At 63.0% G+C, this 26,866-nt stretch carries 23 protein-coding genes; 17 read left to right on the top strand and 6 right to left on the bottom strand.

Annotated features, from left to right (window positions below):
* Window positions 1-43: 43 nt before the first annotated feature.
* From CFE35_RS03910 to CFE35_RS03895, 4 genes are read right to left on the bottom strand one after another with little or no spacing between them, the layout of a single operon-like run.
* The gene (locus CFE35_RS03910) at window positions 44-571 is read right to left on the bottom strand and encodes a chemotaxis protein CheW (RefSeq protein ID WP_292928159.1); all 528 of its coding nucleotides are present in this window, start codon (window positions 569-571) and stop codon (window positions 44-46) included.
* Window positions 543-2,579 carry a chemotaxis protein CheA gene (locus CFE35_RS03905; protein WP_292928157.1) on the bottom strand — a complete coding sequence of 679 codons (2,037 nt, stop codon included), beginning with the start codon at window positions 2,577-2,579 and terminating at the stop codon, window positions 543-545. Before CFE35_RS03905 ends, CFE35_RS03910 begins: the two co-directional genes overlap by 29 nt.
* On the bottom strand, window positions 2,576-2,941 hold the full coding sequence (locus CFE35_RS03900) for a response regulator (RefSeq protein ID WP_292928155.1): 366 nt from the start codon (window positions 2,939-2,941) through the stop codon (window positions 2,576-2,578). Before CFE35_RS03900 ends, CFE35_RS03905 begins: the two co-directional genes overlap by 4 nt.
* Window positions 2,938-3,243, bottom strand: a complete 306-nt coding sequence (locus CFE35_RS03895; RefSeq protein ID WP_292928153.1) for an STAS domain-containing protein — start codon at window positions 3,241-3,243, stop codon at window positions 2,938-2,940. The genes CFE35_RS03900 and CFE35_RS03895 overlap by 4 nt, the downstream gene beginning before the upstream one ends.
* Window positions 3,244-4,622: 1,379 nt before the next feature.
* Here CFE35_RS03895 and CFE35_RS03890 point away from each other — a divergent pair.
* The 17 genes from CFE35_RS03890 to CFE35_RS03810 all read left to right on the top strand — a co-directional run bounded on the left by CFE35_RS03890 (window position 4,623) and on the right by CFE35_RS03810 (window position 22,684).
* A complete protein-coding gene (locus CFE35_RS03890; RefSeq protein WP_292928151.1) occupies window positions 4,623-5,366 on the top strand; it encodes an SDR family oxidoreductase in 744 nt (247 codons plus the stop codon).
* Between the two features lie 35 nt (window positions 5,367-5,401).
* On the top strand, window positions 5,402-5,767 hold the full coding sequence (locus CFE35_RS03885; RefSeq protein ID WP_292928149.1) for a nuclear transport factor 2 family protein: 366 nt from the start codon (window positions 5,402-5,404) through the stop codon (window positions 5,765-5,767).
* Window positions 5,768-5,931: 164 nt separating this feature from the next.
* Window positions 5,932-6,840: a LysR family transcriptional regulator gene (locus CFE35_RS03880; RefSeq protein WP_292928147.1), complete on the top strand. Its 909-nt coding sequence runs from the start codon at window positions 5,932-5,934 to the stop codon at window positions 6,838-6,840.
* A gap of 226 nt (window positions 6,841-7,066) precedes the next feature.
* The gene (locus CFE35_RS03875) at window positions 7,067-7,501 is read left to right on the top strand and encodes a heme-binding protein (RefSeq protein ID WP_292928145.1); all 435 of its coding nucleotides are present in this window, start codon (window positions 7,067-7,069) and stop codon (window positions 7,499-7,501) included.
* Between the two features lie 5 nt (window positions 7,502-7,506).
* The gene (locus CFE35_RS03870; RefSeq protein WP_292928143.1) at window positions 7,507-9,273 is read left to right on the top strand and encodes a CocE/NonD family hydrolase; all 1,767 of its coding nucleotides are present in this window, start codon (window positions 7,507-7,509) and stop codon (window positions 9,271-9,273) included.
* Window positions 9,270-10,430, top strand: a complete 1,161-nt coding sequence (locus CFE35_RS03865; protein WP_292928141.1) for an acyl-CoA dehydrogenase family protein — start codon at window positions 9,270-9,272, stop codon at window positions 10,428-10,430. Before CFE35_RS03870 ends, CFE35_RS03865 begins: the two co-directional genes overlap by 4 nt.
* Window positions 10,431-10,483: 53 nt before the next feature.
* Complete coding sequence (locus tag CFE35_RS03860) at window positions 10,484-11,986, top strand: NAD(P)/FAD-dependent oxidoreductase (RefSeq protein ID WP_292928139.1); 1,503 nt, start codon at window positions 10,484-10,486, stop codon at window positions 11,984-11,986.
* Window positions 11,983-12,744, top strand: coding sequence for an SDR family NAD(P)-dependent oxidoreductase (locus CFE35_RS03855; RefSeq protein ID WP_292928137.1), 762 nt, complete (start codon window positions 11,983-11,985; stop codon window positions 12,742-12,744). Before CFE35_RS03860 ends, CFE35_RS03855 begins: the two co-directional genes overlap by 4 nt.
* A gap of 25 nt (window positions 12,745-12,769) precedes the next feature.
* The gene (locus CFE35_RS03850; protein ID WP_292928135.1) at window positions 12,770-13,699 is read left to right on the top strand and encodes a VOC family protein; all 930 of its coding nucleotides are present in this window, start codon (window positions 12,770-12,772) and stop codon (window positions 13,697-13,699) included.
* Complete coding sequence (locus tag CFE35_RS03845; protein ID WP_292928133.1) at window positions 13,696-14,412, top strand: SDR family NAD(P)-dependent oxidoreductase; 717 nt, start codon at window positions 13,696-13,698, stop codon at window positions 14,410-14,412. The genes CFE35_RS03850 and CFE35_RS03845 overlap by 4 nt, the downstream gene beginning before the upstream one ends.
* 82 nt (window positions 14,413-14,494) lie before the next feature.
* Window positions 14,495-15,340 carry a fumarylacetoacetate hydrolase family protein gene (locus CFE35_RS03840; RefSeq protein WP_292928131.1) on the top strand — a complete coding sequence of 282 codons (846 nt, stop codon included), beginning with the start codon at window positions 14,495-14,497 and terminating at the stop codon, window positions 15,338-15,340.
* Window positions 15,340-16,812 carry a bifunctional 3-(3-hydroxy-phenyl)propionate/3-hydroxycinnamic acid hydroxylase gene (locus CFE35_RS03835; protein WP_292928129.1) on the top strand — a complete coding sequence of 491 codons (1,473 nt, stop codon included), beginning with the start codon at window positions 15,340-15,342 and terminating at the stop codon, window positions 16,810-16,812. Before CFE35_RS03840 ends, CFE35_RS03835 begins: the two co-directional genes overlap by 1 nt.
* Before the next feature lie 46 nt (window positions 16,813-16,858).
* Complete coding sequence (locus tag CFE35_RS03830) at window positions 16,859-17,779, top strand: SDR family oxidoreductase (RefSeq protein ID WP_292928127.1); 921 nt, start codon at window positions 16,859-16,861, stop codon at window positions 17,777-17,779.
* Window positions 17,780-17,834: 55 nt separating this feature from the next.
* A complete protein-coding gene (locus CFE35_RS03825; protein ID WP_292928125.1) occupies window positions 17,835-18,899 on the top strand; it encodes a Rieske 2Fe-2S domain-containing protein in 1,065 nt (354 codons plus the stop codon).
* 206 nt (window positions 18,900-19,105) lie between these two features.
* Entirely contained in the window at window positions 19,106-21,268 is a 2,163-nt protein-coding gene (locus tag CFE35_RS03820; protein ID WP_292928123.1) for a TonB-dependent receptor, read from the top strand.
* A 73-nt stretch (window positions 21,269-21,341) separates the two neighbouring features.
* Window positions 21,342-22,049, top strand: a complete 708-nt coding sequence (locus CFE35_RS03815) for a CoA transferase subunit A (protein WP_292928121.1) — start codon at window positions 21,342-21,344, stop codon at window positions 22,047-22,049.
* Entirely contained in the window at window positions 22,049-22,684 is a 636-nt protein-coding gene (locus tag CFE35_RS03810) for a CoA transferase subunit B (RefSeq protein ID WP_292928119.1), read from the top strand. Before CFE35_RS03815 ends, CFE35_RS03810 begins: the two co-directional genes overlap by 1 nt.
* A 424-nt stretch (window positions 22,685-23,108) precedes the next feature.
* On the opposite strand, the gene CFE35_RS03805 is transcribed toward CFE35_RS03810, so the two are convergent.
* The gene (locus CFE35_RS03805; RefSeq protein WP_292928117.1) at window positions 23,109-23,858 is read right to left on the bottom strand and encodes a DUF6118 family protein; all 750 of its coding nucleotides are present in this window, start codon (window positions 23,856-23,858) and stop codon (window positions 23,109-23,111) included.
* A gap of 10 nt (window positions 23,859-23,868) precedes the next feature.
* The gene (traA, locus tag CFE35_RS03800) at window positions 23,869-26,754 is read right to left on the bottom strand and encodes a Ti-type conjugative transfer relaxase TraA (RefSeq protein WP_292928115.1); all 2,886 of its coding nucleotides are present in this window, start codon (window positions 26,752-26,754) and stop codon (window positions 23,869-23,871) included.
* Between the last annotated feature and the right edge of the window lie 112 nt (window positions 26,755-26,866).

Genomic DNA, 26,866 nt, shown 5'->3' with positions numbered 1-26,866 from the left:
TCCTGAAGGACCTGCCGTTCGGATACTTTTGAAAAGATGTTGCTCATTGCGCAGCCTCTGTCAGGGACATGAAAATTGCAGGCAGATCGGGAATGACGATGACCGAACCGGGCTGACGCACCAGTTCGCGCACGAATTCGCGTCGCCAGCGCAGGCCCAGCACGGGCGGCTTGCTGCTGTCGGCGCGTTCGAGGATCGTCACCTCATGGACCTTGTCGGACCGCAGGCCGATCTGCAGCACGTCTCCGCCGATCTCGGTCTCGATCACGACGATGCGGTGGTCCGGACTGGCTTCTTCCGCCGCATGGCGCGGTATGCCGAAGGCGACCCGCAAATCGGCAATCGGAATGATCTTGCCCCGGAAGTTTACCACGCTGCCGACAAGATCGGGCGCTCCGGGCACCGGGGTTTCCGGCAGAAGATCAAGGATTTCGCGAATGCTAACCGCCTCGATGGCAAGCCGCTCGTCACCAACGTCGAAGGTCAGCACTTCCAGCTGTCCGTTCGCGTCCCACGGCGCCTGGCCGGCGGCTGTGATGGTTTCACCCTGCAGCACGGAGGCGCTCCTCATGGCTCTGGCCCAGCGCGACGAGCTGGATGACATCAAGAATGAGCGCCACGCCGCCATCGCCAAGGATCGTTGCCCCCGAAAAGCTCGGGATCGACCGGTGCAGGCTCGAGAGTGACTTGATGACCGTCTGGTGGCTGCCGATGATCTGATCGACGACGAGGCCGACGCGCTCTCCGCCCGTGGCGATCACAACGATTTTCTGGAAAGGATCGGGCCGCGTGCCCGTGGCAAAGATCTCGCGCAGGCGCAGGAACGGCACCAGGGTCTCGCGCAGCTGGATCATGCTCCGCCCGCGCGACCGGATGTCCTCTTCGAGGCTCAGCTCAAGGCATTCCTCGACCGCGGCGAGCGGTATCACATAACAGCCCTTGCCAACCCGCACGAGCAGCCCGTCAATGATCGCCAAGGTCAGCGGTATGCGCAGGGTGATGACCGAACCCTTGCCCGGTTCACTGGTGATCTCGATATGGCCGCGCAGGCTTTCGATCGTGCGCTTGACCACATCCATGCCCACGCCGCGGCCCGAAAGGTTGGTGATCTGCGCCGCCGTGGAAAAGCCGGGTTGGAAGATCAGTTGCAGCAGCTCGCTGTCGGTCAGGACTTGGCCCGGCTGGATCAGGCCGCTGGCTTCGGCTTTGGCGCGCACACGGTCCCGGCTGATGCCCCGGCCATCGTCCTCGATGGTGATCAGCACTTCGCCGCCGGCCTGCTGCGCTGCCAGACGCAGACGTCCGGTGGGTGCCTTGCCCGCTGCAAGGCGTTCCTCTTGCGTCTCCAGCCCATGGTCGCACGAATTGCGGATCAGGTGGACGATCGGATCTGCGAGCCGTTCAAACACCGTCTTGTCGATCTCGGTCGTCTCGCCAGCGGTTTCCAGCTCGATCGACTTGCCCGTCTCGCGCGCCAGATCGTGGACCAGACGGCGGAACCGGCCGAAGAGTGATGCGATCGGCACCATGCGCAGCACCATCATCGTGTCGCGCAGTTCGTTGGCCAGGCGCTCGACCTCCTCCGAGATCGAGCGCAAGGCCAGTTCGCCCACGGCCCCGCTGGCACCGTCGGCGGCAAGCTGCGCCAGACGGCTCTGGACGATCACCAATTCACCCACCCGGTCCATCAGCAGGTCCAGCCGGTCGGCCGGAACCCGCACGCTCTCGCTCGATGTCCGTGACACCCGGCTGTTTTGCGCTTCAGCCACGGGAATGGCTTCCGCCGCGGTGCCGCCTGCGAGATCGTGCGCAGAATTGGCGAGCGGAGTGCGGTGGCGGTCGTCATCTTCATCCGCGCAGTCTGCGGCCTCAATCGATAGCTCCATGTCATCGATCACGAAGATGAAGACGTCCTCGATGGCTTCGCGGGTCACCGATGCGGGAAGATCGAGGGTCCATCCGAGATAACACTGCGCGGCGTCGAGCTCATCGAGCGGCGGCACCTGGGAATGATCGACCGCGAGATTCCGCGCGCCGAGTTCGCGCAGCTCATCCAGCAGGATTAGCGGATTCGTGCCGTTCGACAGGGCATCAGGCGGCAACCGGAAGCGCACGTGCCAGCCCCGCTTGTCGTCTCCCGACGGGTCGGCGTCCAACGTGCTTGTCGCAACGGCATCCGGCGCAGGGGAAGCACCGGTCAACCCTGTGCCAAGCAGTGCCTGCAGACGCGCCAGCAGGTCTTCACCGGCCGATCCGGCGCTTATTCCTTCGCGATCGTCGACCAGCTTGCGCATGTGGTCCATCGCTGCAAGCGTGAGGGCCACCAGTTCGGCGGAGGCTGGCATGTGCCCCTTGCGGACGCTGTCGAACGTCGTTTCGCAGTGATGGGTAAACGCGGCCAGCGCATCGAACCCGAACATCGCTCCTGAACCCTTGAGCGTGTGCATCCCGCGGAAGACCGTGTTGATCAGGTCGCGGCTGTCCAGATCATGGCTCAGATCAAGCAGCGCCTGTTCGGTCGCGTCGAGCAATTCGCCCGCCTCAAGCCGAAAGGCCTCGATCGGGTCCTGTCCACTCACTGGCCGAGGACCTTGCGCGTAACCTTGAGCAGGGCGTCTGCCGCGAAGGGTTTGACCAGCCAGCCGGTGGCACCTGCGGCTTTCGCCTGCTGCTTCATCCCTTCGTCGGATTCGGTGGTGAGGAAGATGATCGGCGTCCCGGCCTGCACCGGCAGCTTGCGAATCTCCCGGATCATCTCCAGCCCGTTCATGTTCGGCATGTTCAGGTCGGTGATGATCATGTCGAACTTGGTCGAAGCCGCGCGATCAAGCCCTTCCCTGCCATCCGCCGCTTCGGAAACGACGTGTCCGGCGCCAGCCAGGGCAAGGCGGATCGCCATGCGCACGCTCATGGAATCATCGACAGTCAGTATGTTGCTCATTGCCCGTTCGCTTCGTTCTTGCGCTGCCTGATCCCTGACCAGCCTTCAGGACTTCCAAACCCGGCACGTTCCATCAGCGCCGCAACCGCCGGAGCGGCCGGCTGCGGCATGGTGATCGCTTTGCCGAGGCGGTCCCCGAGCTTGAATGTGGATGTCAGGAGCTGGAGGAAGGTGAGGTCCACGTCCGTGAGGCTCGAACAATCGAGCGCGCAGGCATCGCCCGCATGCATCGCATCAAGGATTGCCTCTCGGATCTCGGCGACGTTTGCCAGATTGACTGTTGGACCTATCGTCACAGGCATTGCCGATCTCCCGCCCCACTGTGGTGACGGCGTTGATATTCCGGCAAAATTGTTGTCTTTTTGAGCGCGGTCTGGTGGTGGCGACTACGACAAGAGCTGGAATGGTATATTAACTTAAATATTTACAACAGTTTCACGGAATCTCGAAAATATAAATATGTCTCGAAATTTTTAATATTCTAATCGGAGTATTAGTTAAATAATAACGCTAATGGAAATATTAAAGCAGATAAACGTCACGGGTATTTTCATGAGATTTGTTCAATGGGCCCTGAAATCGCTATTTGTCCGATTATAACAGTCGCTTCCGCTGTTCGTGGGATGGATCTCGGGTAAGCCGTGCCTTCGGCGCCGTCTGCAACCCGCACACATATTGGGCCGAGCGCGTCGCGATGATGCCATGGTGCGCTCAGCTGGAAGAGCTGCGGAGTGTGGCCAAGGCGAGGCGCTCATGAAAGGCCCCAGATGCGCCCGGATGTGTGTCTTCCCAGGGACCCGCGGCCAGTCACCCACGGAAGCTGCACGCAAGGAAATCTGGGGCCTTGACGCCCTCAAACTCCTGCTCGGAAGAAAAATGGTGCCCAGAAGAGGAGGCAATAATAATAAGCAACAATTTGATATTGTTTTTTAAAGATAATTTGGTTTTTCTTCGTGGCACAAATGGTGGCACCGAAAAAACTATCTTGAGCGGTTCGTTTCCCGATCCAAGCTCAATTCATACTGTCGCAATACATTTCTTTCCGTCTCACGGCAAGCCGAATCGCCTTGTTTGACTTGGGACGCTGTGGACAGGAAGGCGGCATTGCCACCATCAATTGGCCGTTGGCTAAACCCGAAATGCGCACAGATCTCCCAGACTCTGGCTTTGCCACTGTCGCCTCAAGCTGGATCGCTCCGGTTCACGATGTGACTTCATCAGAATCGGCCGTTCGTTCGCCATGCCAGAATGGCAGTAACTGGACCGTGAAAAGATCGACAGGTTCCGGCCAGCGCTTGGGGAAAGCCGCCATTCCCCAGCCGGGTAGCAAGCTGGCGGCTCTCGACCAAAGTCGGCCGTTCAGATCAGCTATCGCGGATGTCCGCTTCTGACAGAACCTGCCGTAGGGCTCTGTCAAGTGGATTGTAAGCAATGCGCACCAGTCCTAGTCGTTGGGACGCATGCACTAGTTTATCGGAAGCGCACGTTAGTCTTTTGGCGCTCGAGTGGCGGGCATTCTCGGAATGCTCCTAGCTGCGGCTGCTGCTTCCCGCTGACATAATCCGCTGGCATCCGCCGCATAAATGAAAACGATTTCCCGAATTTCAGGTGCCTACCTAGTGTTCGGCACGTCAGAACAGAAACAGGGGAGATAGCCATGAGGCCGGTGCTGGAAGGAAAGGTGGTCCTAGTAACTGGGGGTGCCGGAGGTATCGGCGCGGCGGCCTGCTCGGTGCTCGCAGAGGCAGGCGCGCGACTGGTCATCAGCGATATCGCGATCGAGGCTGGTCAGGCCATTGCGGATGGGCTGTGCGCGAAGGGCCACGATGCCATCTTCGCGCCTGCCGACCTGTCGTCGGAAGCGGCAATCGAAGGCCTCGTTGCGGCGACGGTGGCCCACTATGGCCGCCTCGACGGAGCGTTCAACAACGCCGGGATGGAGCAGCACAACACGCCGCTTGATCAACTGACCCTAACGCAGTGGAACAGCGTCATCCAGATCGATCTGACGGCCGTGTTCCTTTGCATCAAGCACCAGGTTCCGGCGATGCTGAAGACCGGTGGCGGCTCCATCGTCAACACGGCTTCGGGGCTGGGGCAGATCGCCATTCCCAATGCGGCCGAATATGTTGCGGCCAAGCACGGCGTGATCGGCATAACCCGCGCGGCCGCAGCCGACTACGGCGCCAGGGGCATCCGTGTGAACGCCATTCTCCCGGGCATCGTCCGCACGCCGATGATCGAACGGCTGACCAGCGAGCCCAGTTTCAGCCAGCATGTCGAAAAGCTGAAAATGCGCCACCTGATGCAGCGATTTGCCGAGCCCCATGAGATCGGCGAGGCTGCCAAGTGGCTCCTTTCGGAAGGGGCCTCGTTCGTGAACGGCATCGCCCTGCCGGTCGATGGCGGCGCGCTGGCAAACTGACCCCGCACAAACCATCACCTGCTAGGATACAGCGCATGCAATGGTGGAGCGACTATTTCAACGACGTGGATACCATGGACCCCGAACGCTTCGGGGCATGGTTCGGTGATGATATCCAACTGCAATTCAACAATGCGCCGGTGATCGAAGGCAAGGCTGCCGTTCTCGCGTTCCTGCATGAATTCACCCGTAATTTCAGCTCGCTCAAGCACATCCACGGCCAGCTTGTCGGCGATGAGACAAGCGCAGCCGGTGAAGCCATGATCACCTTTGTCCGGCCCGATGATGCCCGATATGAGGTGCGCGGCGTGACCATGGTGGCTCGCGACCAGACCGGTTTTCGCCGCATGGCGATCTACGCCGATTTTTCCGAGATCTACGCAGCCGTGCAAGGGGCTTAGTAGGCAAGGGCTTGCTGCCGTCTCGCTTTCCGGGCCTCGCCAGCGTATCACATTAGAAACGTGCGGGATCACCGCACACGCGAGGGGATGTTCAGTGCAACGGTACAGGAGCCTGTTCGGCAAGGACCGCCATGCATTTTGACGGGCTCGATCTCAATCTTCTTGTGGCGCTCGATGCGTTGCTCAGCGAACAGAGCGTAACCCGCGCGGCCTCGCGGCTGTGCGTGACGCAGCCTGCGGTGAGCGTGGCCTTGCAAAAGCTCCGGGTCCAGTTCTCCGACCAATTGCTCGAACGCGTGGGCCGCCGGATGGAGCTGACACCGTTTGCGCAAGACCTTGCGCTCCCTGTGAAGGACCTGCTGCATCAGGTCAGGGCTCTGGTGGAAAGCCGATCAGGGTTCGATCCAGCGATCGACAGCCGCAGTTTCCGAATGCTGATGTCGAGCTCCATAGCGCAGATTTTCGGCGTTCCGGCGCTGCGCGCCATGCGCCAGCATGCGCCCAACGTGCATTGCCAGATCGATGTATTCGTCGCGCCTGATCTACTGCGCCGCTTGCAGGATGGCGAGATCGACTTGTGCATCCAGGTCTTTCAGCCGGGTGTCTGGGACCCGGGTATCGAATTGCAATCGTTCTCGCATGAAGCCCTGTTCACGGACCGCTACGTGCTGATCGGCGACACATCGAACCCACTCGTGTTCGAAGGCATGAGTTTTGATGACTTCTGCCGGATAGACCATGTCGAGACGCGGTTTGGCGGCAATCTCGTGAGCATTCCCGAGCGCAGCCTCAGCGGCATGCCCAAGCGACCCAATACGCCGATTGTCGTTCCGACCTACAACCTTGCGATCGAAGCCGTGATCGGCAGTGCGATGACGGCCATCGTGCCGCACAGGGTCATCGAAGCCGCCGCGCTGGATCAACGCCTGATCATCATCGAGCCGCCATTTGCGATCGGCCAACTCGAGCAAAGCATGATGTGGCACAAACGGTACGACAACGATCCCGGCCATATCTGGTTCCGGAACTACCTTGCGGAATTTGCGCGGACCAACCTGCTGCTTGCAGCTTAGGGTCAGGGCGCAATCCGACCGTCGCCGGTCCATTCCGGCAGATGGATAACCTCAAAAAATATTGGCCATAAAAACAAACCATTTTTCACCCCCATGGGGCGCTCCTAGCATTTCCTCACCAACGAACTTCCGCAGCAGAGCGGCAAGTCGAAAAGCGCCGATCCGGCAAAGTTGGTCCGCCACAAACGCGGGGCTCTGGCCGGATCGGAGACAAGAGGATGATGACATGAGCCTGGAACACCCGATTGCTGCCTCTTATGCCAACCTGACGCTTGAGGCGGCGGGCACCGCTCTGGCGGGCGGCGTGGCCGCAGCCAGTGCAATGGGCATCCCGATGTCCGTGGTCGCGGTGGACCGGGCGGGACAGATCGTTGCGTCAGTGCGGATGAACGGCGCCAGCGTTATGACCATGGACATCGCGTTCAAGAAGGCCTGGACCTCGGCCATGGCCTCTGCCCCCACGGCCTATGTCATGGGCTTTGTCACCAGCGATCAGGGCTCGACGATGTCGATGCCGCACCTCGACAACTTCTCCGTCATTGCCGGGGGCATTCCGGTCACGGTCGATGGCGCTTGCGTCGGCGGGATCGGCGTCAGCGGCGCCAGTGCTGAGCTTGATTTGAAGGTTGCCGAAGCTGCTATTGCCGCACTGCAGGCCTGACCGGCATGTTCTCGACAAACTGGCAGGTCTCGCCAAGGGCGCATGCGGTCCAGTCGCACCTGAACGTGAAGATCGCGATGTCGGACGGCGTCGAGGTAGCCGCGCAGATTTTCAGGCCGGATTCGCCGGGGCGATTTCCCGCCCTGCTCGGCGTCCACGCTTATGATGCAGCCATGCAGTATGCGCCCTCGCGCCCCCAGGCGGTGCAGGGCCGCAATGCCCAGGCCGAGGCGGGCGACCCGCAGTTCTTCGTCCGGCGCGGCTATGCCCATGTCATCGTCAATGCCCGTGGCACCGGCCAATCAGGCGGCGAATATGGCCACTACAGCCCGCGCGAGGTGCAGGATGTCGTCGAAGTCATCGCCTGGATCGATGCGCAGGACTGGTGCGACGGCAATGTCGGCATGTTCGGCGTGTCTTACTTTGCGGTCTGTGCCAAGCAGGTGGCAGCGCAGAACCCGCCTGCGCTCAAGGCGGTCTTCGCGCCTTATGGCTACACCGATTTCTACCGCGACAAGTTCTACCATGGCGGGATTCTTGCGCACAGCTTCCTGACCAACTGGTCGAAGCACCTCGCGGGCGTGCGGGTTCGCGGGTGGTCGCAGGAGGGCCTTGGCGAGGAGGAATACAACCGCCGCCTCGCCGCCTTGCGCCGCAACCGCGAAATTCTCGCCGTGCCCGAACTCGCTGCGGCGATTGCTGCGCCCGAAAAGGGTGCCAATCCCCTGATCCTCGACGTTCTGCTCAACCCGCAGGACGGTCCATATTGGCAGGAGCGCAACCCTTGCCTTGAGGATATCCGGGTACCGATGCTGATCGGATCCTCCTGGGACATGTACTTCCTGCATCTCCCCGGCGAATTCCGCGCCTGGGAGAAGATCTCTGCACCCAAGAAGCTGATCGTGGGGCCGCCGATCTATCTCGATCGCCCGGTCTACCAGTATGCCTTTGAATCGCTTCGCTGGTTCGATCACTGGCTCAAGGGTAACGATACCGGCTACATGGACGAGCCCGATGTCCGCGTGTTCGTCACCGGCGGCGACGGGCGGTGGAAGACGAGCACGGCCTGGCCGCTGCCCGAGACGTTGTGGCACCCCTTCTATCTGCACGGTGGCGGATTGCTCAGCGAGCATGAGCATTGGCCGCACGAAGGAGCGACCAGCTACGAGGATAACAATTACAATGCCCGCGGCGGGGCGGCGTTTGCGACCCCGCCGATGGTCGAGCGCACCGAGGTAATCGGGCCGCTGACGGCAACCATCTATGCCTCGACCAGCCAACCAGAGCTGCTGCTGTTTGCCTCGCTTTGGGATATCGCCCCGGACGGGACCAGCCGCCTGCTCACGCGCGGCTGGCTCAAGGGATCATTGGCCAAGACCAATCCCGAAACCTCACGCCCCTGGCTCTGGCAATATGATTTCACCGATCCGCAGCCAGTCGATACCACCGCGCCCCAGCGCTTCGACATCAATCTCGTGCCGACGGCGAATGTCTTCCAGAAAGGCCACCGGATCGGCTTGCGGATTAGTTCCTCCGATCAGGACCCGGCGGCGAGCCTGTTCGACATGCTGGGCCAGGGGCATCTGCTGCAGCAGGCACCTTCGTGGGTGACAATACATCACGACGCCGAGCACCCGTCGGTTCTCCATGTGCCGATTACCGAGGGGAACCGGATCGGCACCTACATGTCGGGCGGTACCGGCGCGAACCGCATGCCGGGCGCGCCCGCTACCCCGGCTGCCAACAGCACTTCATGGGACGAATGGCGATGAGTAATCCTTATGCCGAACGCGCACGCGATTTGCGCGATCTGATCGAAACCGAGGCGTCCAAGCCCGAGAACGCGGCTACCATGTCGCCGGTATCTGTCGCCGCCTTGCGCGATGCGGGGCTGTTCTGGCTGCTGGTGCCTAAAGCGCTGGGCGGCAGCGACGTATCGACCATGACCTTCATCGAAATGGTGGAGGAACTGGCCTCCACCGACGCGCCCACCGCGTGGTCGCTCATGGCCAATTCGGTGGCCACCATGGTCGCGGCGACCTACAGCAGCGATGCCCATGTGGAGCGGATGTTCGGCGGGGACCGCCTGCCGATCATGTCATCGACGTATGCGCCGACCGGAAAGGCAACCTTTGCCGATGGGCACTACCATGCGAGCGGCACGCACAATTGGGGCACCGGGATCGGCCATGCCGACTGGGTTTCGGGGGCCAATGTCGTGTTCGACAATGGCGCACCTCTCATGCAGAACGACGGAAAGCCTAGGGTGGTCGGTGCGTTCCTGCGCAAGGACCAGATCCGGCTGGCGGGCAACTGGGATGTCATCGGCCTGCAGGCCACGGGCAGCGTCGATTATGTCGTGCCCGAGCAGGACATTCCCGAGGACTGGACCTTCAACCAGTACTGGACCGAGCCGCAGCGTGCGTCGAAATCCGCCAGCCTCGGTACGCTGGTGGTCGTCTGCGCAGGGCATACTGCGGTCATGCTCGGCATTGCCCGGCGTGCCTTGAGCGAGGCGGCCAAGCAGGCTTCCAAGAAGAAGCGGCTCTATTCCGCCGATTGCATCGCGAACACGCCGGTATTCCAGAATGATTTCCTGAAGCATGAGGCGCTGTTTCAGGCGGCCCGCGCTCTCACGAGCAATGTGTTTTCGGAGGCTGATCGGCTGGCCGAAGCCGGTCAGGGCTTGTCCGATCTCCAGATCCAGCGCGTGCGGCAGGTGACCACGTGGACCCACCAGGTCTGCAAGGACGTGGTCAACTATGCCTTCGGATCGGTATCTTCCGCGCTGCGCAATCCCAGCCCGCTCGGCAAGTGCCTGACCGACGTTGCGGTTGCCGCGCACCACATCATTGCCGGCCCGATGTCGCTGATTGATGCTGCGCCGCCGATCATCGCCGGCTGGGCGGAGGATCGCTGGCCGACCTGAGTGCCGGCGGGCGCCGTTCATACGAAACCAATGCAAAACAAGGACACCAAGGCATGACAGGGCAGACGCCTCAGGGACAAGATCAGGGGCATGTCCGCATCGCCATCATCGGCGCAGGCATGGGCGGCGTGCTCATGGCCATCAAGCTCAAGGAAGCGGGGTTCACTGATTTCGTGATCCTCGAAAAGGGCGACCGCGTGGGCGGCACCTGGCGGGAGAACACTTATCCTGGGCTGCACTGCGATTTTCCCTCGCATTTCTACAGCTACTCGTTCTTCCAGAACCCCAACTGGTCGCGCCGCTTCTCGCCGGGGCCGGAAATCCGGGAGTACCTGGAGAGCGCTGCGCATGTCTTCGGCGTGCATGATGCCATCCGCTTCAACAGCAAGGTGGTCGACGGGCAGTGGGAGAACGATGCCTGGACGATCACGCTGGACAGCGGCGAGACGCTGGTCGCCGACATCCTGATCACCGCGACCGGCTATCTCCATGTGCCGAATTTCCCGGATATCGCGGGGCTTGAAAGCTTTGCCGGCGCGAAGTTCCACACCGCGCAGTGGGATCATGCGGTGCCGCTGGCCGACAAGCGGATCGGGATCATCGGCACCGGCTCGACTGCGACCCAGTTGGTTGCCGAACTGGCCGGGAAAGCGGCAAAGCTCACGGTGTTCCAGCGCACGCCGCAATGGGTCGCGCAGCAGGACAACCCGGCTTATACCGAGGAAGAGAAGGCCGCATTTGCCGCCGACCCCTCGTTGCTTGCAAAGATGTACCAGGACGAGAAGGCCGAGATGGTCACACTCGCCGACGGGGCCATTCTGGGCGGGAACGCCGATGCGCGGGCCTTTCTCGAAGGCAATGTCCGCGGCAATCTCGCGCGCGTGAAAGACCCGGAGCTGCGCGCCAAGCTGACGCCGGACTACGCCCCCGGTTGCAAGCGCATCGTGATCTCGCCGCGCTTCTATGAAGCGATTCAGGACCCCGGCTGCGAACTGGTGACGGACCGCATCACCGCCGTCGAGCCAGGCGGCGTCCGTACCGATGACGGCGCGCTGCATGAGCTTGATGTGCTCGTTCTGGCAACCGGCTACGACACGCAGGCCTACTTCAGGCCGCTGCGGCTGACGGGAGCAGGCGGTCGGCGAATCGAGGACATCTGGTGCGAACGGCCAGTGGCGTTTCGGACTATGACCGTGCCGCACATGCCGAACTTCTTCATGGTCGAGGGGCCGTTCAGCCCGATTGGCAATGTCTGCGCTTTCCTCACCGCGGAATTGCAGGTCGCGCATATCATCAAGCTGATCCACATCGCCGCTGATGAGAGCGTGGCGCTCTCCCCGCGCGAGGATGCGACCGCAGCGCTGCTGGCGACCTACCGCGATGCGGCGCGCACCACGATCTGGGCCACGGGCGGCTGCGTCAGCTGGTATCAGGATTCCGAAGGTGTGCCGACGCTCTATCCGTTCCCGAACCAGACTTTCGAGGCGGAGATGACCGCTGATCCCGACCTAGCCGAATATGTCGTCACGCCGCGCCGCGTGGAGGTTCCGGCATGAGCGGGCGCCTTGCGGGCAAGGTCTGCGTGATCACGGGGACCGGCGGCAGCATGGGGGGAGCTGCCGCCGAGATCTTTGCGCGCGAAGGGGCGAAAGTCGTCGGCTGTGATGTCAATCCGGAAGCGGCCCGGGCCTGTGTCGAGCGGGTTCACGCGGCGGGCGGCGCGATGGTCTCGCTGGAGCCTTGCGATCTGCGCGATCGCGCAGCATGTGACGCACTCGTCGCGCTGGCGCTCGAGGCGCATGGCACCATCGACGTGCTATTCAACAATGCTGCTGACGCTCAGTTTGGCTGGATCGAGGATCTCAGCCACGAAGCGTTTGCCGCCACGCTCGATGCCGAAGTCCAGATCGTCTTCAATCTGACCAAGGCCGCCTGGCCGGTCCTGAAACATCGCGGCGGTTCGATCATCAACATGGCCTCGGTTTCGGCCTGGAGCACCTACAAGGTTCTGCCCGGGCTGGCCCACGCGGCGGGTAAGGGCGCCGTGCTCTCGATGACGCGGCATCTCGCGCTCGAAGGGCGGCATCACGGCATCCGGGTCAATTCGCTCTCCCCCGGCCTGATCGAGACCGGCGCGACGCGGGCGCTTCTGCAGATGCCCGAATTTGCCGAAACCATGATCGACAAGATCATGCTGGGGAGGCCCGGACAGCCAAAGGAAGTCGCGTCTGCCGCGCTCTTCCTTGCCTCGGACGAGAGCAGCTTCATGACGGCCGCCGATATCCGCATCGATGGCGGAACGACGGCGTGGTGAGGGAACGAAGGGCGGGAGGACTGACATGGCTGTTCTAGGTGTTGCCGGATATGCGCTGGACGTCCCGGACCTCGATGCCGGGATTGCTTTCTACAGCGCGGCCGGGTTGGTCCCCGCGCGCTCGGGCGATCGGGCGCTGCTGTCTTGCCCCGGCGCGCCAAGCCCTTGCGTGACCCTGCTGCGCGCAGGAACGCGGATGCGGTTGCATCATGTGACCCTGCGGGCTGACGGGCTGGACGAGATGGCGAAGTTGGTGCCGCCGCACGGCGGCGCGGTGGTCGATGCGCCTGACGGATGGGACGCCACAGGGCTATGGGTCAGCGATCCACACGGCGTGCTGTTCCACCTGATCGAGGGCGAGGCCGCTGCGGTCGAACCCGTCGGCGAACGCTTCGTTATCAACGCGCCCGGCGCAATCGTGCGGGTTCGCCGCTCGGCCATGGCGCCAATGGCCAGCTATGCCCCGGCGCGCCCGCGCAAGCTCGGCCATGTCGCGCTGTTCACGCCCGATGTCATGGTGAGCGTCGCCTTCCTTACCGATGCTTTCGGCATGGGCCTCGCCGACCGTGCGCAAGACATCGTAGCCTTTTGCTGCGCGCGCCAGAACAGCGACCATCACGTGATTGCACTTGCGAAGTCACCCGGCGCCGGGCTGCATCACGCCAGCTTCCAGGTGGCCGATCCCGACGAGGTCGGCCGGGCGGGCCAAGCGCTCGCAGACAAGGCCGGACGCGGGCACTGGGGTTTCGGGCGCCACACGATCGGTTCGAACTTCTTCCACTACATCCAGGACCCCTGGGGTTCGTGGTTCGAATACTACGCGGACATGGACTTCATCGACGACCACGCCCTGTGGGAGCCCACCGTCTACGGCATGGAAGATGCCATGGCCAACTGGGGGCCGCCGGTGCCCGCTGATTTCGTTCACAATTATCAGGCTGAAAGTGGGCAATGACCGGCACCGCTGGCGAAAGTCCTGTCTGCGCCGTTGTCGGCGTCGGCCCCGGTAACGGAGCGGCCCTCGCTCGGTGCTTTGCAGCGGCAGGCTATGCCGTGGCGCTGATCGCGCGCAGCACAGAATTTTCCGCTGAGCTGGCCGGGCAGCTCGAAAACGCGAAGGCCTATGCTTGCGACATTGCTGACGCAGTGGCGGTTGCGGGCGTTTTCCGAAGCATCCGCGAAGAGCTTGGCGAAGTCGACGTACTGATCATGAACGCCGGCACCGGTGCATGGGGTTCAATCGAGCACGTTTCCGCTGCCCAGTTTGAAGCGGCTTGGCGCACCAGCGCGCTTGGGACATTCTTGGCCAGCCAGCAGGTTATCCCGGCGATGAAGCAGAGCGGGCAGGGCACGATCATTGTCATCGGAGCAACAGCATCGCTCCGAGGCGTGCCGAATACCGCAGCGGTTGCGCCTGCCAAGGCCGCCCAGCGCATTCTGGCCGAATCAATGGCGCGGACACTCGGACCATCAGGGATCCATGTCGCGGTTCTGATCCTCGACGGCGTAGTCGATATACCTGCCACCCGCGGCTACTTTGCGGACAAGCCGGACGATTACTTCATCAGGCCCGCTGCAGTGGCAGAGGCAGCCCTCACCCTTTCGCGGCAGGATCGTTCCGCGTGGTCGTTCCAGACCGAATTGCGGCCATTTGGCGAAAAGTGGTGACTATCATCCAGCCAACCTGTCGTCAGCGGACCATGTACCCGCCCTGGGACAGCACCAGAATCAGCGTTTTGGGAGTTATGTCATGAAGATTGCCTCGTTCGATGCGGGTGACGGCCCTGAAACCGGGGTCGTGATCGGTGATCGCATCCATTCGACCGGCATTGGCGGTTCGATGATCGACCTCATCGCGCAGTGGGACAAGGTTCGGGATGCCGTTGTGGCCAATGCGGAGCGCGATCCCGGTCTGGCGCTGGATGACATCCGCCTGCTCGCCCCCGTGGCCCGGCCCGGCAAGATCTTTGCGATCGGGCTGAATTACGCCGACCATATTGCCGAGAGCGGGATGGGAACGCCCGAGAAGCAGGTATGGTTCACCAAGGCAGTCACATCGGTCAACGCACCCGGTGATCCGGTGCTGATCGCAGCGGGTACGTCTGCGGTCGATTATGAAGTCGAACTCGTCGCGGTGATCGGCACGCGCGGCAAGCATATCGCGCGCGAGGACGCGGCAAGCCACGTGTTCGGTTATTGCGTTGGCAACGATGTCACCGAACGTGCCTGGCAGCATGCGACACCGCAGTGGTCGCTGGGCAAGTCGTTCGATACCCATGCGCCGATCGGGCCGTGGATCACCACAGCCGACGAGATCGGCGATCCCCATGCGCTCGATCTGCGCTGCCTCGTCAATGGCGCGGTGCGGCAATCCTCCAACACGCGGCATCTGGTTTTCGATCTGTGGGACCAGATTGCGCACCTCTCGCAGGCGATGACGCTTGAGGTGGGCGATCTGATCTTCACCGGCACGCCCGGCGGCGTCGGTGCGGCGATGAAGCCGCCGCAGTTTCTCAAGGCGGGCGACGTCATGCGCTGCGAAATCGAACGGCTCGGCGTGATCGAGGCGGTCCTGCAGGACGAAGGGACCGCCTAATGGCTGAGCACGACTGCGAGGTCCTCATCGTCGGGGGCGGACCGACCGGCATCACGCTCGGCCTGTTTCTGCAGGACGCGGGCGTGGCGACGATCATCGCCGAGAAGGAGCAGGATATCTATCCGCTGCCGCGCGGGGCCCATATCGATCACGAGATCGTCCGCATCCTGCAGAATGTCGGGGTGGCCGATGCGGTCATGGCGACGAGCAAGACGGGCGGGCGCTATGAGTTCCTCACCGCCGACCGGCAGATCCTGCTGAGCTTTGACTGGACCGAGCCCGGGGCTTCGGGCTGGCCTTACTCCAATATGATCCATCAGCCCTCGCTTGAGGCGGCGCTGCGCAAACGGCTCGTTGCGGTGCACGGCGCGAGGCTGCACACCCAGTGGGCGTTCCAGTCGATGGAACTCGATGACGGCGGCGTGACCGCCCGCTTCGCGACTCCGGACGGCGAGGAAACGATCCGCGCGCGTTATATCGTCGGCGCGGACGGCGCACGCAGCCCGGTCCGCGAGGCGGCGGGGATCGCCATCGACGATCTCGGCTTCGACGAACCCTGGCTGGTCGTTGATACCATCGTCCACGATCCTTCCCGCCTGCCCGACCGCAATCTGCAGATCTGCGATCCGGCGCGTCCGACGACCTGCGTCATGATGGGCAACGGTCGCCATCGCTGGGAATTCATGATCAAGCCGGGCGAGACGAGCGAGGATGTCCTCGATGACCGGTTCATCGCCGATCTGCTGAAACCCTGGAATGTCGAGGGGGCCGTGAGCCTAGAGCGCAAGGCCGTCTACCGCTTCTACGCCCGCCTTGCGAAGCAGTGGCGCAAGGGGCCGGTGCTGCTGGCCGGGGATGCGGCGCACCAAATGCCGCCGTTCGCGGGGCAAGGCATGTGTTCGGGCATGCGCGATGCGGCGAACATGTGGTGGAAACTGGCCGAAGTCATGCAGGGCGGGGCGGACGACCGCCTGCTTGATGCCTATCAGGCTGAACGCGAGCCCAATGTGCGCGGCATTGTCGACATGGCGATCCTCATGGGCCGCACGGTCTGCGTGACCGACCCGGCGGCGGCGGCGGAACGCGATGCCGCGATGCTTGCCGATCGGGCAGCTGGGCGCAGCCCCGATGCTCAGGCTGGCTATCCGCCGATCAGCGCAGGCCGGATTCTCGGCGGAAGCGCCGGGGCCGGCGCCTACTTTCCGCAGCCGTGGTCGGACGATGAACCCGCCCTCCGGCTAGACGACGGGACCGGCGCTGGCGCGGTACTGTTCAGCCGCGGCGGCACCCCGCCCGCAGGCAACAGCGGCGTGCGGGTCATGGATCTCGCCGATCCCGCCATCGCCTTTGCGAGGTCCGCGCTCGAAGGCTGGCTCGTTCGGCATGATGCTGATGCCGTGCTGGTCCGGCCCGATCACTACGTCTTCGGCAGCGGCGATCCGGCCCGGCTGATCGCGGCGTGGCAACCCTGAGTGCCGCCGTGCCGCAACTTCAAGTACACCCCTGAGAGGAACACCCATGGAAAATTCACCGTCCGGCCAGACCGCAACGCCACGGCGCGTGCTGGTCGTGGGGGCCACCGGGTTCCTGGGTGCCAAGATCGTTTCGAACCTGCTGCGCGATCCCGCCGTCACGGTCCGCGCGATGTCGCGCAAGGGCGCACCGGCCGATGCAGCGCCGAGTGCGGAATGGGTGCGCGGCGACATGATGGACCCCGCCTCGCTCGACCGCGCGCTGGACGGCGTGGACGTGGTGGTCAGCTCCGCCAATGGCTACATGAAGGAAAGCATCGAGATCGACTTTGCCGGCAACCGCAATCTGGTCGAGGCGGCGGCGCGGGCCGGGGTGCAGCGCTTCGTGTTTCTCAGCATCGTGGCCTGCGAACAGGCGGCGGATGTCCCGCATTTTCATGCCAAGAAAGTGGCGGAGGACCTCATCAAGGCCGCCGCCGTGCCGTACGTCTTTGTCCGCGCGCCCGCGTTCCTCGATCAGAGCGACGACTACATCGCCAAGGCCGTGAAGGGCGGGAAGTTCTACGCAGTCGGCGACAAGAACACGTGCTGGTCCTACGTTCTGACTGACGACCTCGCTACCAATCTGGCGATGGCGGCGGCCTATCCGGGTTATGAAATCACCGGCCTGACGATCGACGTCGGCTGGCGCGACGGCCCGAAAAGCCAGCAGGACATCGCCGACACTATCGGAGAGCTACTCGGCAAGCGGCTCAAGATCTGGACCGTGCCTTGGGCGGTGTTCAGCGTACTGGTCCGGCCGGTGCGGCTGATCTCGGAGCTCGGCTACGATCTCATGCGCATGTTCCTGTTCTTCCGGCGCGGCGTGTTCGTGTCCGATATCGCGCGGCAGGAGCGCTTCTTCGGACCAGCACCCTCATCAAGCGATGCCATTGCGCGCTGGGCGCAAGCAAACGGCCTGCTCTGACCAGGGCTTACTGCCGGACAGCACCGCCTCTCCCCAGCCGACAAGGAACCAGCCCATGTATCCGCTTGAAGACGGCAGCTTTGCCCCGCGCAATCAGTGGTATGTCGCCGCATGGTCGCAGGAGATCAAGCGGTCACCGCTTGAGCGGGTCATTCTGGACAATCCTGTGGTGCTATACCGCACGACAGACGGCAAGGTGGCCGCGCTCGCCGCATTCTGCCCACATCGCGGCTTTCCGCTCGCCAAGGGCGACGTGATCGCAGACGACATCGAATGCCCGTATCACGGATTGCGGTTCGGCCCGGACGGCGCCTGCACGCTCATTCCCTCGCAGGATGTCATCCCTGCCGCGTGCCGCCTGCGGGCCTATCCCGTCGCAGAGCGCTGGCAATGGGTCTGGATCTGGGTAGGTGATCCGGACCTTGCCGACGAAGCGCTGATCCCCGATCATTTCGAGGCCCGGCTGACCGACCCCGCCTATCGTAACGCTGGGGGCAACTACTTCGAAGTCCCGGGCCGTTACGTACTGCTCCACGACAATCTGCTCGATCTCAACCACGTCCCCTACCTCCACAAGGCCACATTCGGAGGCGATGGCGGCGGCGCGGTCCAGATCCCCGAGGTGGTGGCAAAAGAGACCACCATTTCCTGCACCTTCACGCAGCCCGCGATTGATTGTCCGCCGTTTCTCTCCGCGCTGTTTGGTTATTCCGGGCCGGTCTCGCGCACGTACGTGAGCTATTTCTACGCACCCTGCCTGCACGTCATCGTCGATTCCATCAGCCGGCTTGACCCGGCGACCGGGGTGACCGAACAGCTGGGGGACCTCCTGCACATTCACGCCGTCACGCCGGCAACCGCTACCACCGCGCACTACTTCCAGGGCGAGGGGCAAAATTTCTCGCACACCGAGCCCTGCCTCTCAGAAGCGTTCCGCTCGAGCGAGATGGTCCGGGCGGCGCTGGAGGAAGATGTCTCGGCGACGCGATTTATCGAGCAAAGCATCGCGATGAACCGCGGCCGCTTGTCCGAAATTCTGCTCAAGGCCGACAAGGCCGCGGTGCTGGGCCGGCGCATGTTGCAGGCGCTGATCGATGCCGAAGCGCCAGCCACACGCTGATGGCGGCTCGCATTCCTGCCGGAAATCAGGGCCTCGCGCCCGGATGAAGCTGCCTGCCGAAACGGTTTCCGCCGGAGCGGACTTACCGATAACCGAGCAGCATTATCGGCATAAATATAAACAATTTTTGCAAGGCACAGGCACTGCCTAAGCCGGTTGCATCAAGGAAGCAGAAGTTTCCGGACACGGTCGGTGGAGGGCCTGAGATGAGCTTACGTGTACCAGCGGGCGCGTGCCTGGCAGCGATCGCCTTTTGCCTCGCGGCACCCGCGCAGGCCCAGTCGGCAGCCGGAGCGGAGGCGGACAGCGCTGAAACAACCGGGGTCGCCGATATCGTCGTCACCGCGCAGAAACGCTCCGAGCGCATGCAGAGCGTGCCGGTCGCGGTTTCGGCCTTTTCGGGCGATAATCTCGCAGCCAAAGGGGTGAGGTCAATCACCGATCTCGGCGCGATCACGCCAGGGCTCGTTATCCCAACCGCCGGCATCGGCGGATCGCCGCGCATTCGCGGCGTCGGCACCCAAATCTCACAGGGCGGCAACGAGAACTCCGTCGCGATCTATGTCGACGGCGTTTACTATTCTTCGCCCGGCTCCGATGTCATGTCTTTCAACAACATCGCGCAGGTCGCGGTGCTCAAAGGACCGCAAGGCACCCTGTTCGGGCGCAACGCGACTGGCGGTCTGCTGCAAATCACCACGCGTGACCCGGGCAAGACCTTCGAAGGCAGCGCGCAGGTCGGCTACGGTAATCTCAACACCATTACCGGCAGCGCCTATTTGTCCGGCCCACTTAGCGGCGGCCTCTCCGCCGACATCTCAGTGGACTACAAGAACCGGCAGGACGGCTTCGGCAAGAACCTATTCAACGGCCTCGACGTCGGCACGATGGAATCGCTCTCGGTGCGAAGCAAGTGGAAGGCCGAGCTTGGTGAGGCAACCAGCGCAACACTGATCTTCGATTACAGCAAGCTCAAGGGGGCCTTCCCGGCCTATCGCCCCGTGCCGGATGAGCTGCCACTCACCGGGGTTCCCTTCGCCGGCCGCAAGTTCGACGTCAATTCCGACGTCCAGCCGCTCGCCGACAGTGAGGACTACGGGGTTAGCCTCAATCTCACCCACGAGTTCGCCGGGGCGAAGCTCGTCAGCATCTCGGCCTATCGCCATGGCAACTGGAAATTCGCCTTCGATTCCGAATCGCTGCCGCTGCCGATCCTCAGCGCCAACGGCGCGGTGCCGAACAAGGCGTTCAGCCAGGAACTGCAGCTGATCTCGAACGGGTCCGGTCCGCTCAGCTGGGCGCTCGGGCTCTACTACTTCAACCGCAAGAGCGGCTTCATTCCCGCCCATCTGGTCGCCCCCGCGCTGGGCTTCCTGCAGGACTTCTCGACATTCCAGAACACCGAATCCTTCGCCGGTTACGGGCAGGCAACTTACAAGGTGAGCGATGCGACCGCGCTCACCCTCGGCCTGCGCCTCACCAGCGAGACCAAGTCCTACTTTGCCGAGGGCGTGTTCCGCAATCTCTCGCCCGCGTTCAACGTCCCGCTGGGGCCAACGTCGGATAGCAAGAAGGTCACCAAGCTCACCTGGCGGGCGGCGCTCGATCATCACTTCACCAAGGGTGTGATGGTCTATGCATCGTACAACCGCGGCTTCAAGAGCGGTGGCTACGATCCAACCAGCGTAGCCGTGGCGTCCTACATCCGGCCGGAAGTGCTCGACGCGTTCGAAGTCGGCCTGAAGAGCGATCTGCTGGATCGCCACCTGCGCATCAACGCTGCTGGATATTACTACAGTTTCAAGGACATCCAGCTCAACACCTATCTGAATGGCCTGCCGGCGGTCTACAACGGCAAATCCGCCAAGATTTCTGGCTTTGATCTCGACGTCACCGCCATTCCCGTCACCGGCCTCACCCTGACCGCAGGTCTTGGCTATGTGCATGACCGCTTCGACGATTTCTCGATCGCGCGGACGGGGCTAATCCCGACCGGTGGCATCACCCAGCTTGCCAACATCAGCGCCAAGGGCAAGCGCCTGCCCAATACGCCGGACTGGACCGTCAATCTCGGCGCGGAATACAAAGTGGCGCTGGGCTCGGCCAATCTCGCGCTGGCGGCGGACTATTTCCACTCCACCAAGTGGTACAGCGATCCGGAAAACCGGCTGGCGCAGGAGGCCTACTCGCTGGTCAATGCCTCGGCCACGCTCTCGTTCGGCGAAGACCGCTACAGCGTGAAGGCCTGGGGCCGCAATCTGGGCAACGTGGCCTATGCCAGCCAGCTGTTCCCGCAGGTCCCGGTGGCCGATGTGGTCGCCTATGCCGAAGGACGCACCTTTGGCGTAACCTTGGGCGCGAAGTTCTAAGCGCTGCCGCTTGTCTGCCCGGCACGGCGCCGGGCAGACACTCCGCCATGGACGGGTTCCAGAAAGACGCCAGATGAGCAAAGTATTCCCCGATGCGGCCGCCGCGCTCGAGGGGCTGCTGCACGACGACATGCTGATCGCGGCAGGCGGCTTCGGACTCTGCGGGGTTCCGGAGCGGTTGATCGACGCGGTGGAGGCCAGCGGCGTGCGCGGTCTGACGATCGCCAGCAACAATGCCGGCCTCGATGGCCAGGGCCTCGGCAAGCTGCTCCGCAGCCGCCAGATCCGCAAGATGATCGCGAGCTACGTCGGCGACAACAAGGAGTTCGAGCGTCAGTACCTCGCCGGCGAACTCGAGGTGGAGTTCTCGCCGCAAGGCACGCTTGCCGAACGCATGCGCAGTGGCGGCGCCGGGATACCGGGGTTCTACACCAGGACCGGCGTCGGCACCCTCGTCGCCGAAGGCAAGCCGACGACGATGTTCGATGGCGAAGTGTATCTGCTGGAACGCGGCATCGTCGCCGATCTGGCGCTGGTGAAGGGCTGGAAAGCGGACACCGCCGGGAACATCGTTTTCCGCAAGACAGCGCGCAATTTCAACGGGCCCGCAGCGCAGTGCGGCCGGATCTGCGTCGCCGAAGTCGAAGAAATCGTCGCCCCCGGCACGCTCGGGGCGGATGCTGTCCATCTGCCGGGCATCTATGTGCACAGCCTCATTTGCGGCGCACCATACGACAAGCCGATCGAATTCCGCACCACGCGCAAACAGGACGCTACCTGATGGCTTGGACACGCGATCAGATGGCCGCTCGCGCCGCAAGGGAACTTCGCGAAGGCGACTTCGTCAATCTCGGAATCGGCATCCCGACCCTCGTCGCCAATCATGTGCCCGAGGGAATGACGGTGACGCTGCAAAGCGAAAACGGAATGCTCGGCATCGGGCCATTCCCTTTCGAAGGCGAGGAGGATGCCGACCTCATCAACGCGGGAAAGCAGACCATCAGCGAGCTGCCGCAATCGACCTACTTCGATTCCGCACAGAGTTTCGCCATGATCCGCGGCGGGAAGATCGACCTCACCGTGCTCGGCGCGATGGAAATCTCGCAAGGCGGCGACATCGCCAACTGGATGATCCCGGGCAAGATGATCAAGGGCATGGGCGGCGCGATGGACCTCGTCGCCGGGGTCAAGCGCATCGTCGTGGTGATGGAGCATTGCGCGCGCGATGGCAGCCCCAAGTTCCTGCCCGCCTGCACCCTTCCGCTAACGGGACGCAATGTCGTCGACATAATCATAACCGATCTCGCTGTCTTCGATCGGCCCGATCACCAATCGCCCTTCCGGCTGATCGAGGCGGCACCGGGCGTGACGACCGACGATGTTGCTGCGCGCACGACGGCCTCGTTTGTGTACTAGGCTGTGATTGGCGAATGACGCCTGGCCGTCTTGGCTAGGAGAATGTCCGCAGCCCTGGAGAATTACTGAACGCGGTCAGGTTGCAAGCGACACAGTCGTGGTCGGTATATGGAGCCTGTCGGGCGAACGTCGGATATCGGGTATTGGCAATAAACCTGCCGCAGGACTATTCGCCAGCGAACGAAGGCTTTGTCCCAATTCTCACCGATCGAGCGCAAGTAAATCAACGTCAGCTTTGGGCTGGATTGTGTATCTGCTCCAACAACCGGGATGGAACGAGTTGCTGACGCTGGAATCGAACAACTGGAACGGCGGCTATCGGCCTTTGCATCTCGGAAGCTGCCTTCCTTCCACCTCCATGCGAGCCGCAGCAGGTGGCGAGCGATGCATGATTTCAATCTACCTCAAGCCGACTCGGGGCTTCCTAAGCGCCTACTCTTAACGAGCAATCGACGGCATGGCGGTCCTTGGCAGCCTTGGCTCTACAACGTGTGAGGACTTCACGATTTTCGCGCTCCAGCCGCTCCGTGTCGAGCATCGCAGCCCAAGCCTCCGGATTTTGAGACCGGATCAACCTAATGCCCGCCTCCAGCACCGTTGGCGCGCCCATGAGACGCGCCGCCATACGCTCCGGCCAAAGCCAGCTTTCGGGCATGCTGCGGGCAATGGTTCCAGGGAGAAAAGACCATAGCAGGATACCTGCAAGCAGTGCTCCGCCAGCAACTTTGAAAAGTTGCTGGCGCTGATCGGCGACGGTGCGCGCATGCTCGGTGACACTGCGCAACGCTTGGGCGGCATGATGCAAATCATTCCGGGCCTGGCTGATCCGGTCCTGTTCGGTCCGGCGTGCCGATTCGGCAACTGCTGCGATCCGGTTGCCTATGCTGTCGGGCGTCATCTGCATGGCCGGATGTTCTGCCATGTTCTTCACGGACTTGTCGATCTCGCCCAACCATTTGACCGTATCAGTCAGCGTGGCTCGATAGTCGGGTATCACGATATCCGCGCGCTCGGCGGCGAGGTGCTGAACGGCGCGGCGCATCAGGGCCAGTTCGCCTTCAAGGCGCGCAAAAGCCTCAGCGGCGGGATCGCCTGCGGCCTGTGTGACAGGACGATCGGGTTCCGGCTCGAGATCCAGTTCAAGTTCCACGTGTTCGGGATCGGCATTGTCCATTTCGTTTCTCCTACAAGCCCATTTCAATTGACCGGCTCCGTGCCATCGACACGGAAGCCTCAAGGTCGCGGACCAGATCGCGACCGAGTTCTGGTTTGACGCCAAGCTCGCGGGTCCGACCGTGCAGCAGGGATTCGACCTGTGCGTCCCGCTCCAGGCCCTTCGCCATGTCAGTCATGCGACTGGACACTTCCCGCGCGCCCTTCGTGTCGCCGTCCTGCTGCATGACCGTGCGCGCCTGCCCGAGCCGCTGCCAGTCGCTCACAAAGCGATCGGCACGCTGCGCGGGATCGGTGCGGATTGCAGCCTCAACCTGCATGGCGCGGACTGCGCCTTGGCTGTGGCCATCGACAGCCTCACGGGCCAGTTCTGGCTGGCGCTGCAGGGCGCTGGCAAGGTCGGCTGCGGCATTGGGTCGGATCGCGTCGAGCGCCTTCGCGGCCTTCTCCAGCGCCTCGCGCTGGTGGGGCAGGATCGGCAGTCCCTGTTCGCGCATCTGCCCGATGTCGGTGGCGGCGCGCGCGTAGCGTTCGACGACACGGCGTTGATCAGACAGCTCGGTCTTTTCGATCGGCAGCGCTTCGAGCTTTTGTACCTGGGGACGGAAACCCGCAAAGATCGACTTCGCCCGCTCCGGCAACTGCCGTGCGATTTCGACAATGCGCTCGCGGAAGGTGATCCCGCGCCGCTCGGCAAACTGCTGTTCGGGCTTGTAATCGCTGGCCATGTCTTTGCCGCGCTCGCGGCTCAGCGTGCGGACAAGCTTTGACTGATCGGCGAAGTCATCGCGGCCATAGTGCAGCGCCATGCCGTCACGGTGGCGGGACAGCGCGACGTAAGCACCGTGGCTGTCCATGCCTGGCGTAGCAAGCACATGGGTGCGGTCCACCGTCATGCCCTGCGCCTTGTGGATCGTGGCGGCATAGCCATGATCAATGTGGGCATAGTCCTTGGTGCCGAACGCAACGCTGCGGCCATCGTTGGTGCGCACCGCCATGCGCTGCGGCGTCACCTGCTCGATGGTGCCGAGTGTACCGTTCTTGACCCCAAGCCCGCGCTCGTTGCGCAGGAACATGATGCGGTCGCCGCTGGCAAACTCACGCTCGCCGCGCTCGGTGCGGATGGTCACGTCGTTGCCCAACTCGCCGCTCGCACGCAGTCGTCCGCGCGCCGCGTCATTGAGTTCGCGCACTTCGTTGTTGGTGTGGGTGAGGATGATCCGGGTATCGCCGGGGCTGGCCTGCCGATCGTGATCCCAGCGCTCGATCAATTCGCCCCGCGCCGCTTCCCGCGTGTCGGCAGAATGGACCAGATCGCGCTCGCCATAGGCCTGAAGGGCAAGACCAGTGCGCGCGGTCGCAAGATGCCGTGTGGCGTCCTGCTGCCAGCCCTCGTGCTGACGGCGGACCTCGCTGATTTCAACGCCGCCGTGCCGTTCGTGGATCGCGCGGAATGCCGCTCCAGCTTCGATGGCCTGAAGCTGTTGCGGATCGCCGACCAGCACCACTTTCGCGCCTGCACTTGCGGCATGGGACAGCACGCGCTCCATCTGGCGCGTACCGACCATGCCCGCTTCGTCGATGACGAGGACGTCGCGCGAAGTAAGCTGTTCGCGGCCCTGGCCCCACTGATGTTCAAGGCTAGCGATCGTGCGCGATGCAATGCCCGAACCGTGCTCCAAGCCCTCGGCTGCAATGCCGGACAGCGCCGCGCCGTGAACGGTATAGCCCGCGCTCTCCCAAGCATCGCGCGCAATGCCCAGCATCGCGCTCTTGCCCGTCCCGGCATAGCCAACCACGACACTGAGGCCGCGACTATTGGTCACGTGCTCGAACGCCGCGCGCTGCTCGCCGGACAGGACCAACCCGCGTTCCGCCGCTCGCGCCAGCGCTCCCTTTCTGTCTTGCGGATCGACTCCATGCCGCTCGCGCTCGGCCATCGATTCCGAGGCGCGCCCAAGCCGCTGCTCGGTCTCGATCATCTGCCGCGATGTGAACCGCTCTTCGCCGCGACCATCCTTGCCCAATGCGATCAAGTCGGACGATCCGCGCATCGCGCTCATCGCCGCATCGAACTGCTCCTTCCCGTCGCTGTGCCGATGCACGAACATGGCAAGGTCGCGCTTCGTGAACGTCGCTTGGCTGTGGGTGATCGCATCAAGCGCGACGTTCGGATTGGCGATGATCCGCTCGCCATTGCGCTGCGCGACGGCGCGGTGTTCCTCGATCCGTTCAGCCTCAAGTCCGCGCACGCCCATGCGCGATGCGGCGGGGCCGATCTTGTCCTGCGGCTCCAGCGCAATGCCCTGCGCCTCCAGGCTGCGGTGATCGATCCGCGCGTCGATGTCGAGTTCGGCCAGACGCTGATTGACGTGATCGGCCCAGCGCTCGCGCCATTGCTCGACCAACTCAGCCTTGTTCCACTCGCGCACCTTCGCGCTGAACCCGTCTTTGCCGACCTCGCGCATGGTGAGCATGACATGGGCGTGGGGCTTGGCCTTGCCGTCCTTGCCGATATCCCAATGGACATTGAGATCGGCGATCATGCCCTTCTCGACGAACTCGACTTCGGCAAACTCCCGCGCCAGCTCGATCGCTTGTGCCTTGGTTAGCTCTCGAGGAAGCGCGAACTCTACCTCGCGCGCAAGCTGCGCGTCCTTGCGCTTCTCGGCGGCCTCGACCGCGTTCCAAAGCTTTTCGCGGTCGGCAAACTCCTCTGGTGCGCCTTCCGGCAAGAGCACTTCGGAGTGGACGACGCCGTCCTTGTTGGTGAAGTCATGGTCGCGGTCGAGCCGTTCGTCGTGCAGCCGCTCGCCCCCGCGATAGGCCGCTGCCGCCACAGCGCTGCGCCCGCTCGAACGGCTGATGACTTTAACGGAGAGGTGGAAGATCGCCATAACGGCAATCCATCTACGCCATGAGCGCCACGTCGGCACGACGTATAAGCGCGCCCTCCCTCGAAAATTTCTCGCTCGGGACTATGCTGTATCAGTATGTCTCAACGACTCT

It is taken from the genome of Novosphingobium sp. PASSN1, from assembly GCF_002278815.1.
This window is presented reverse-complemented; position numbering and strand designations above follow the sequence as displayed.

Bases quoted from the DNA above. Each gene is read 5' to 3' on its own strand.
- CFE35_RS03910 (WP_292928159.1), bottom strand. From the start codon at position 571: ATGAGGAGCGCCTCCGTGCTGCAGGGTGAAACCATCACAGCCGCCGGC.
- CFE35_RS03900 (WP_292928155.1), bottom strand. From the start codon at position 2,941: ATGAGCAACATACTGACTGTCGATGATTCCATGAGCGTGCGCATGGCG.
- CFE35_RS03895 (WP_292928153.1), bottom strand. From the start codon at position 3,243: ATGCCTGTGACGATAGGTCCAACAGTCAATCTGGCAAACGTCGCCGAG.
- CFE35_RS03885 (WP_292928149.1), top strand. From the start codon at position 5,402: ATGCAATGGTGGAGCGACTATTTCAACGACGTGGATACCATGGACCCC.
- CFE35_RS03875 (WP_292928145.1), top strand. From the start codon at position 7,067: ATGAGCCTGGAACACCCGATTGCTGCCTCTTATGCCAACCTGACGCTT.
- CFE35_RS03870 (WP_292928143.1), top strand. From the start codon at position 7,507: ATGTTCTCGACAAACTGGCAGGTCTCGCCAAGGGCGCATGCGGTCCAG.
- CFE35_RS03865 (WP_292928141.1), top strand. From the start codon at position 9,270: ATGAGTAATCCTTATGCCGAACGCGCACGCGATTTGCGCGATCTGATC.
- CFE35_RS03860 (WP_292928139.1), top strand. From the start codon at position 10,484: ATGACAGGGCAGACGCCTCAGGGACAAGATCAGGGGCATGTCCGCATC.
- CFE35_RS03855 (WP_292928137.1), top strand. From the start codon at position 11,983: ATGAGCGGGCGCCTTGCGGGCAAGGTCTGCGTGATCACGGGGACCGGC.
- CFE35_RS03850 (WP_292928135.1), top strand. From the start codon at position 12,770: ATGGCTGTTCTAGGTGTTGCCGGATATGCGCTGGACGTCCCGGACCTC.
- CFE35_RS03845 (WP_292928133.1), top strand. From the start codon at position 13,696: ATGACCGGCACCGCTGGCGAAAGTCCTGTCTGCGCCGTTGTCGGCGTC.
- CFE35_RS03840 (WP_292928131.1), top strand. From the start codon at position 14,495: ATGAAGATTGCCTCGTTCGATGCGGGTGACGGCCCTGAAACCGGGGTC.
- CFE35_RS03835 (WP_292928129.1), top strand. From the start codon at position 15,340: ATGGCTGAGCACGACTGCGAGGTCCTCATCGTCGGGGGCGGACCGACC.
- CFE35_RS03830 (WP_292928127.1), top strand. From the start codon at position 16,859: ATGGAAAATTCACCGTCCGGCCAGACCGCAACGCCACGGCGCGTGCTG.
- CFE35_RS03825 (WP_292928125.1), top strand. From the start codon at position 17,835: ATGTATCCGCTTGAAGACGGCAGCTTTGCCCCGCGCAATCAGTGGTAT.
- CFE35_RS03820 (WP_292928123.1), top strand. From the start codon at position 19,106: ATGAGCTTACGTGTACCAGCGGGCGCGTGCCTGGCAGCGATCGCCTTT.
- CFE35_RS03815 (WP_292928121.1), top strand. From the start codon at position 21,342: ATGAGCAAAGTATTCCCCGATGCGGCCGCCGCGCTCGAGGGGCTGCTG.
- CFE35_RS03810 (WP_292928119.1), top strand. From the start codon at position 22,049: ATGGCTTGGACACGCGATCAGATGGCCGCTCGCGCCGCAAGGGAACTT.
- CFE35_RS03805 (WP_292928117.1), bottom strand. From the start codon at position 23,858: ATGGACAATGCCGATCCCGAACACGTGGAACTTGAACTGGATCTCGAG.
- traA (WP_292928115.1), bottom strand. From the start codon at position 26,754: ATGGCGATCTTCCACCTCTCCGTTAAAGTCATCAGCCGTTCGAGCGGG.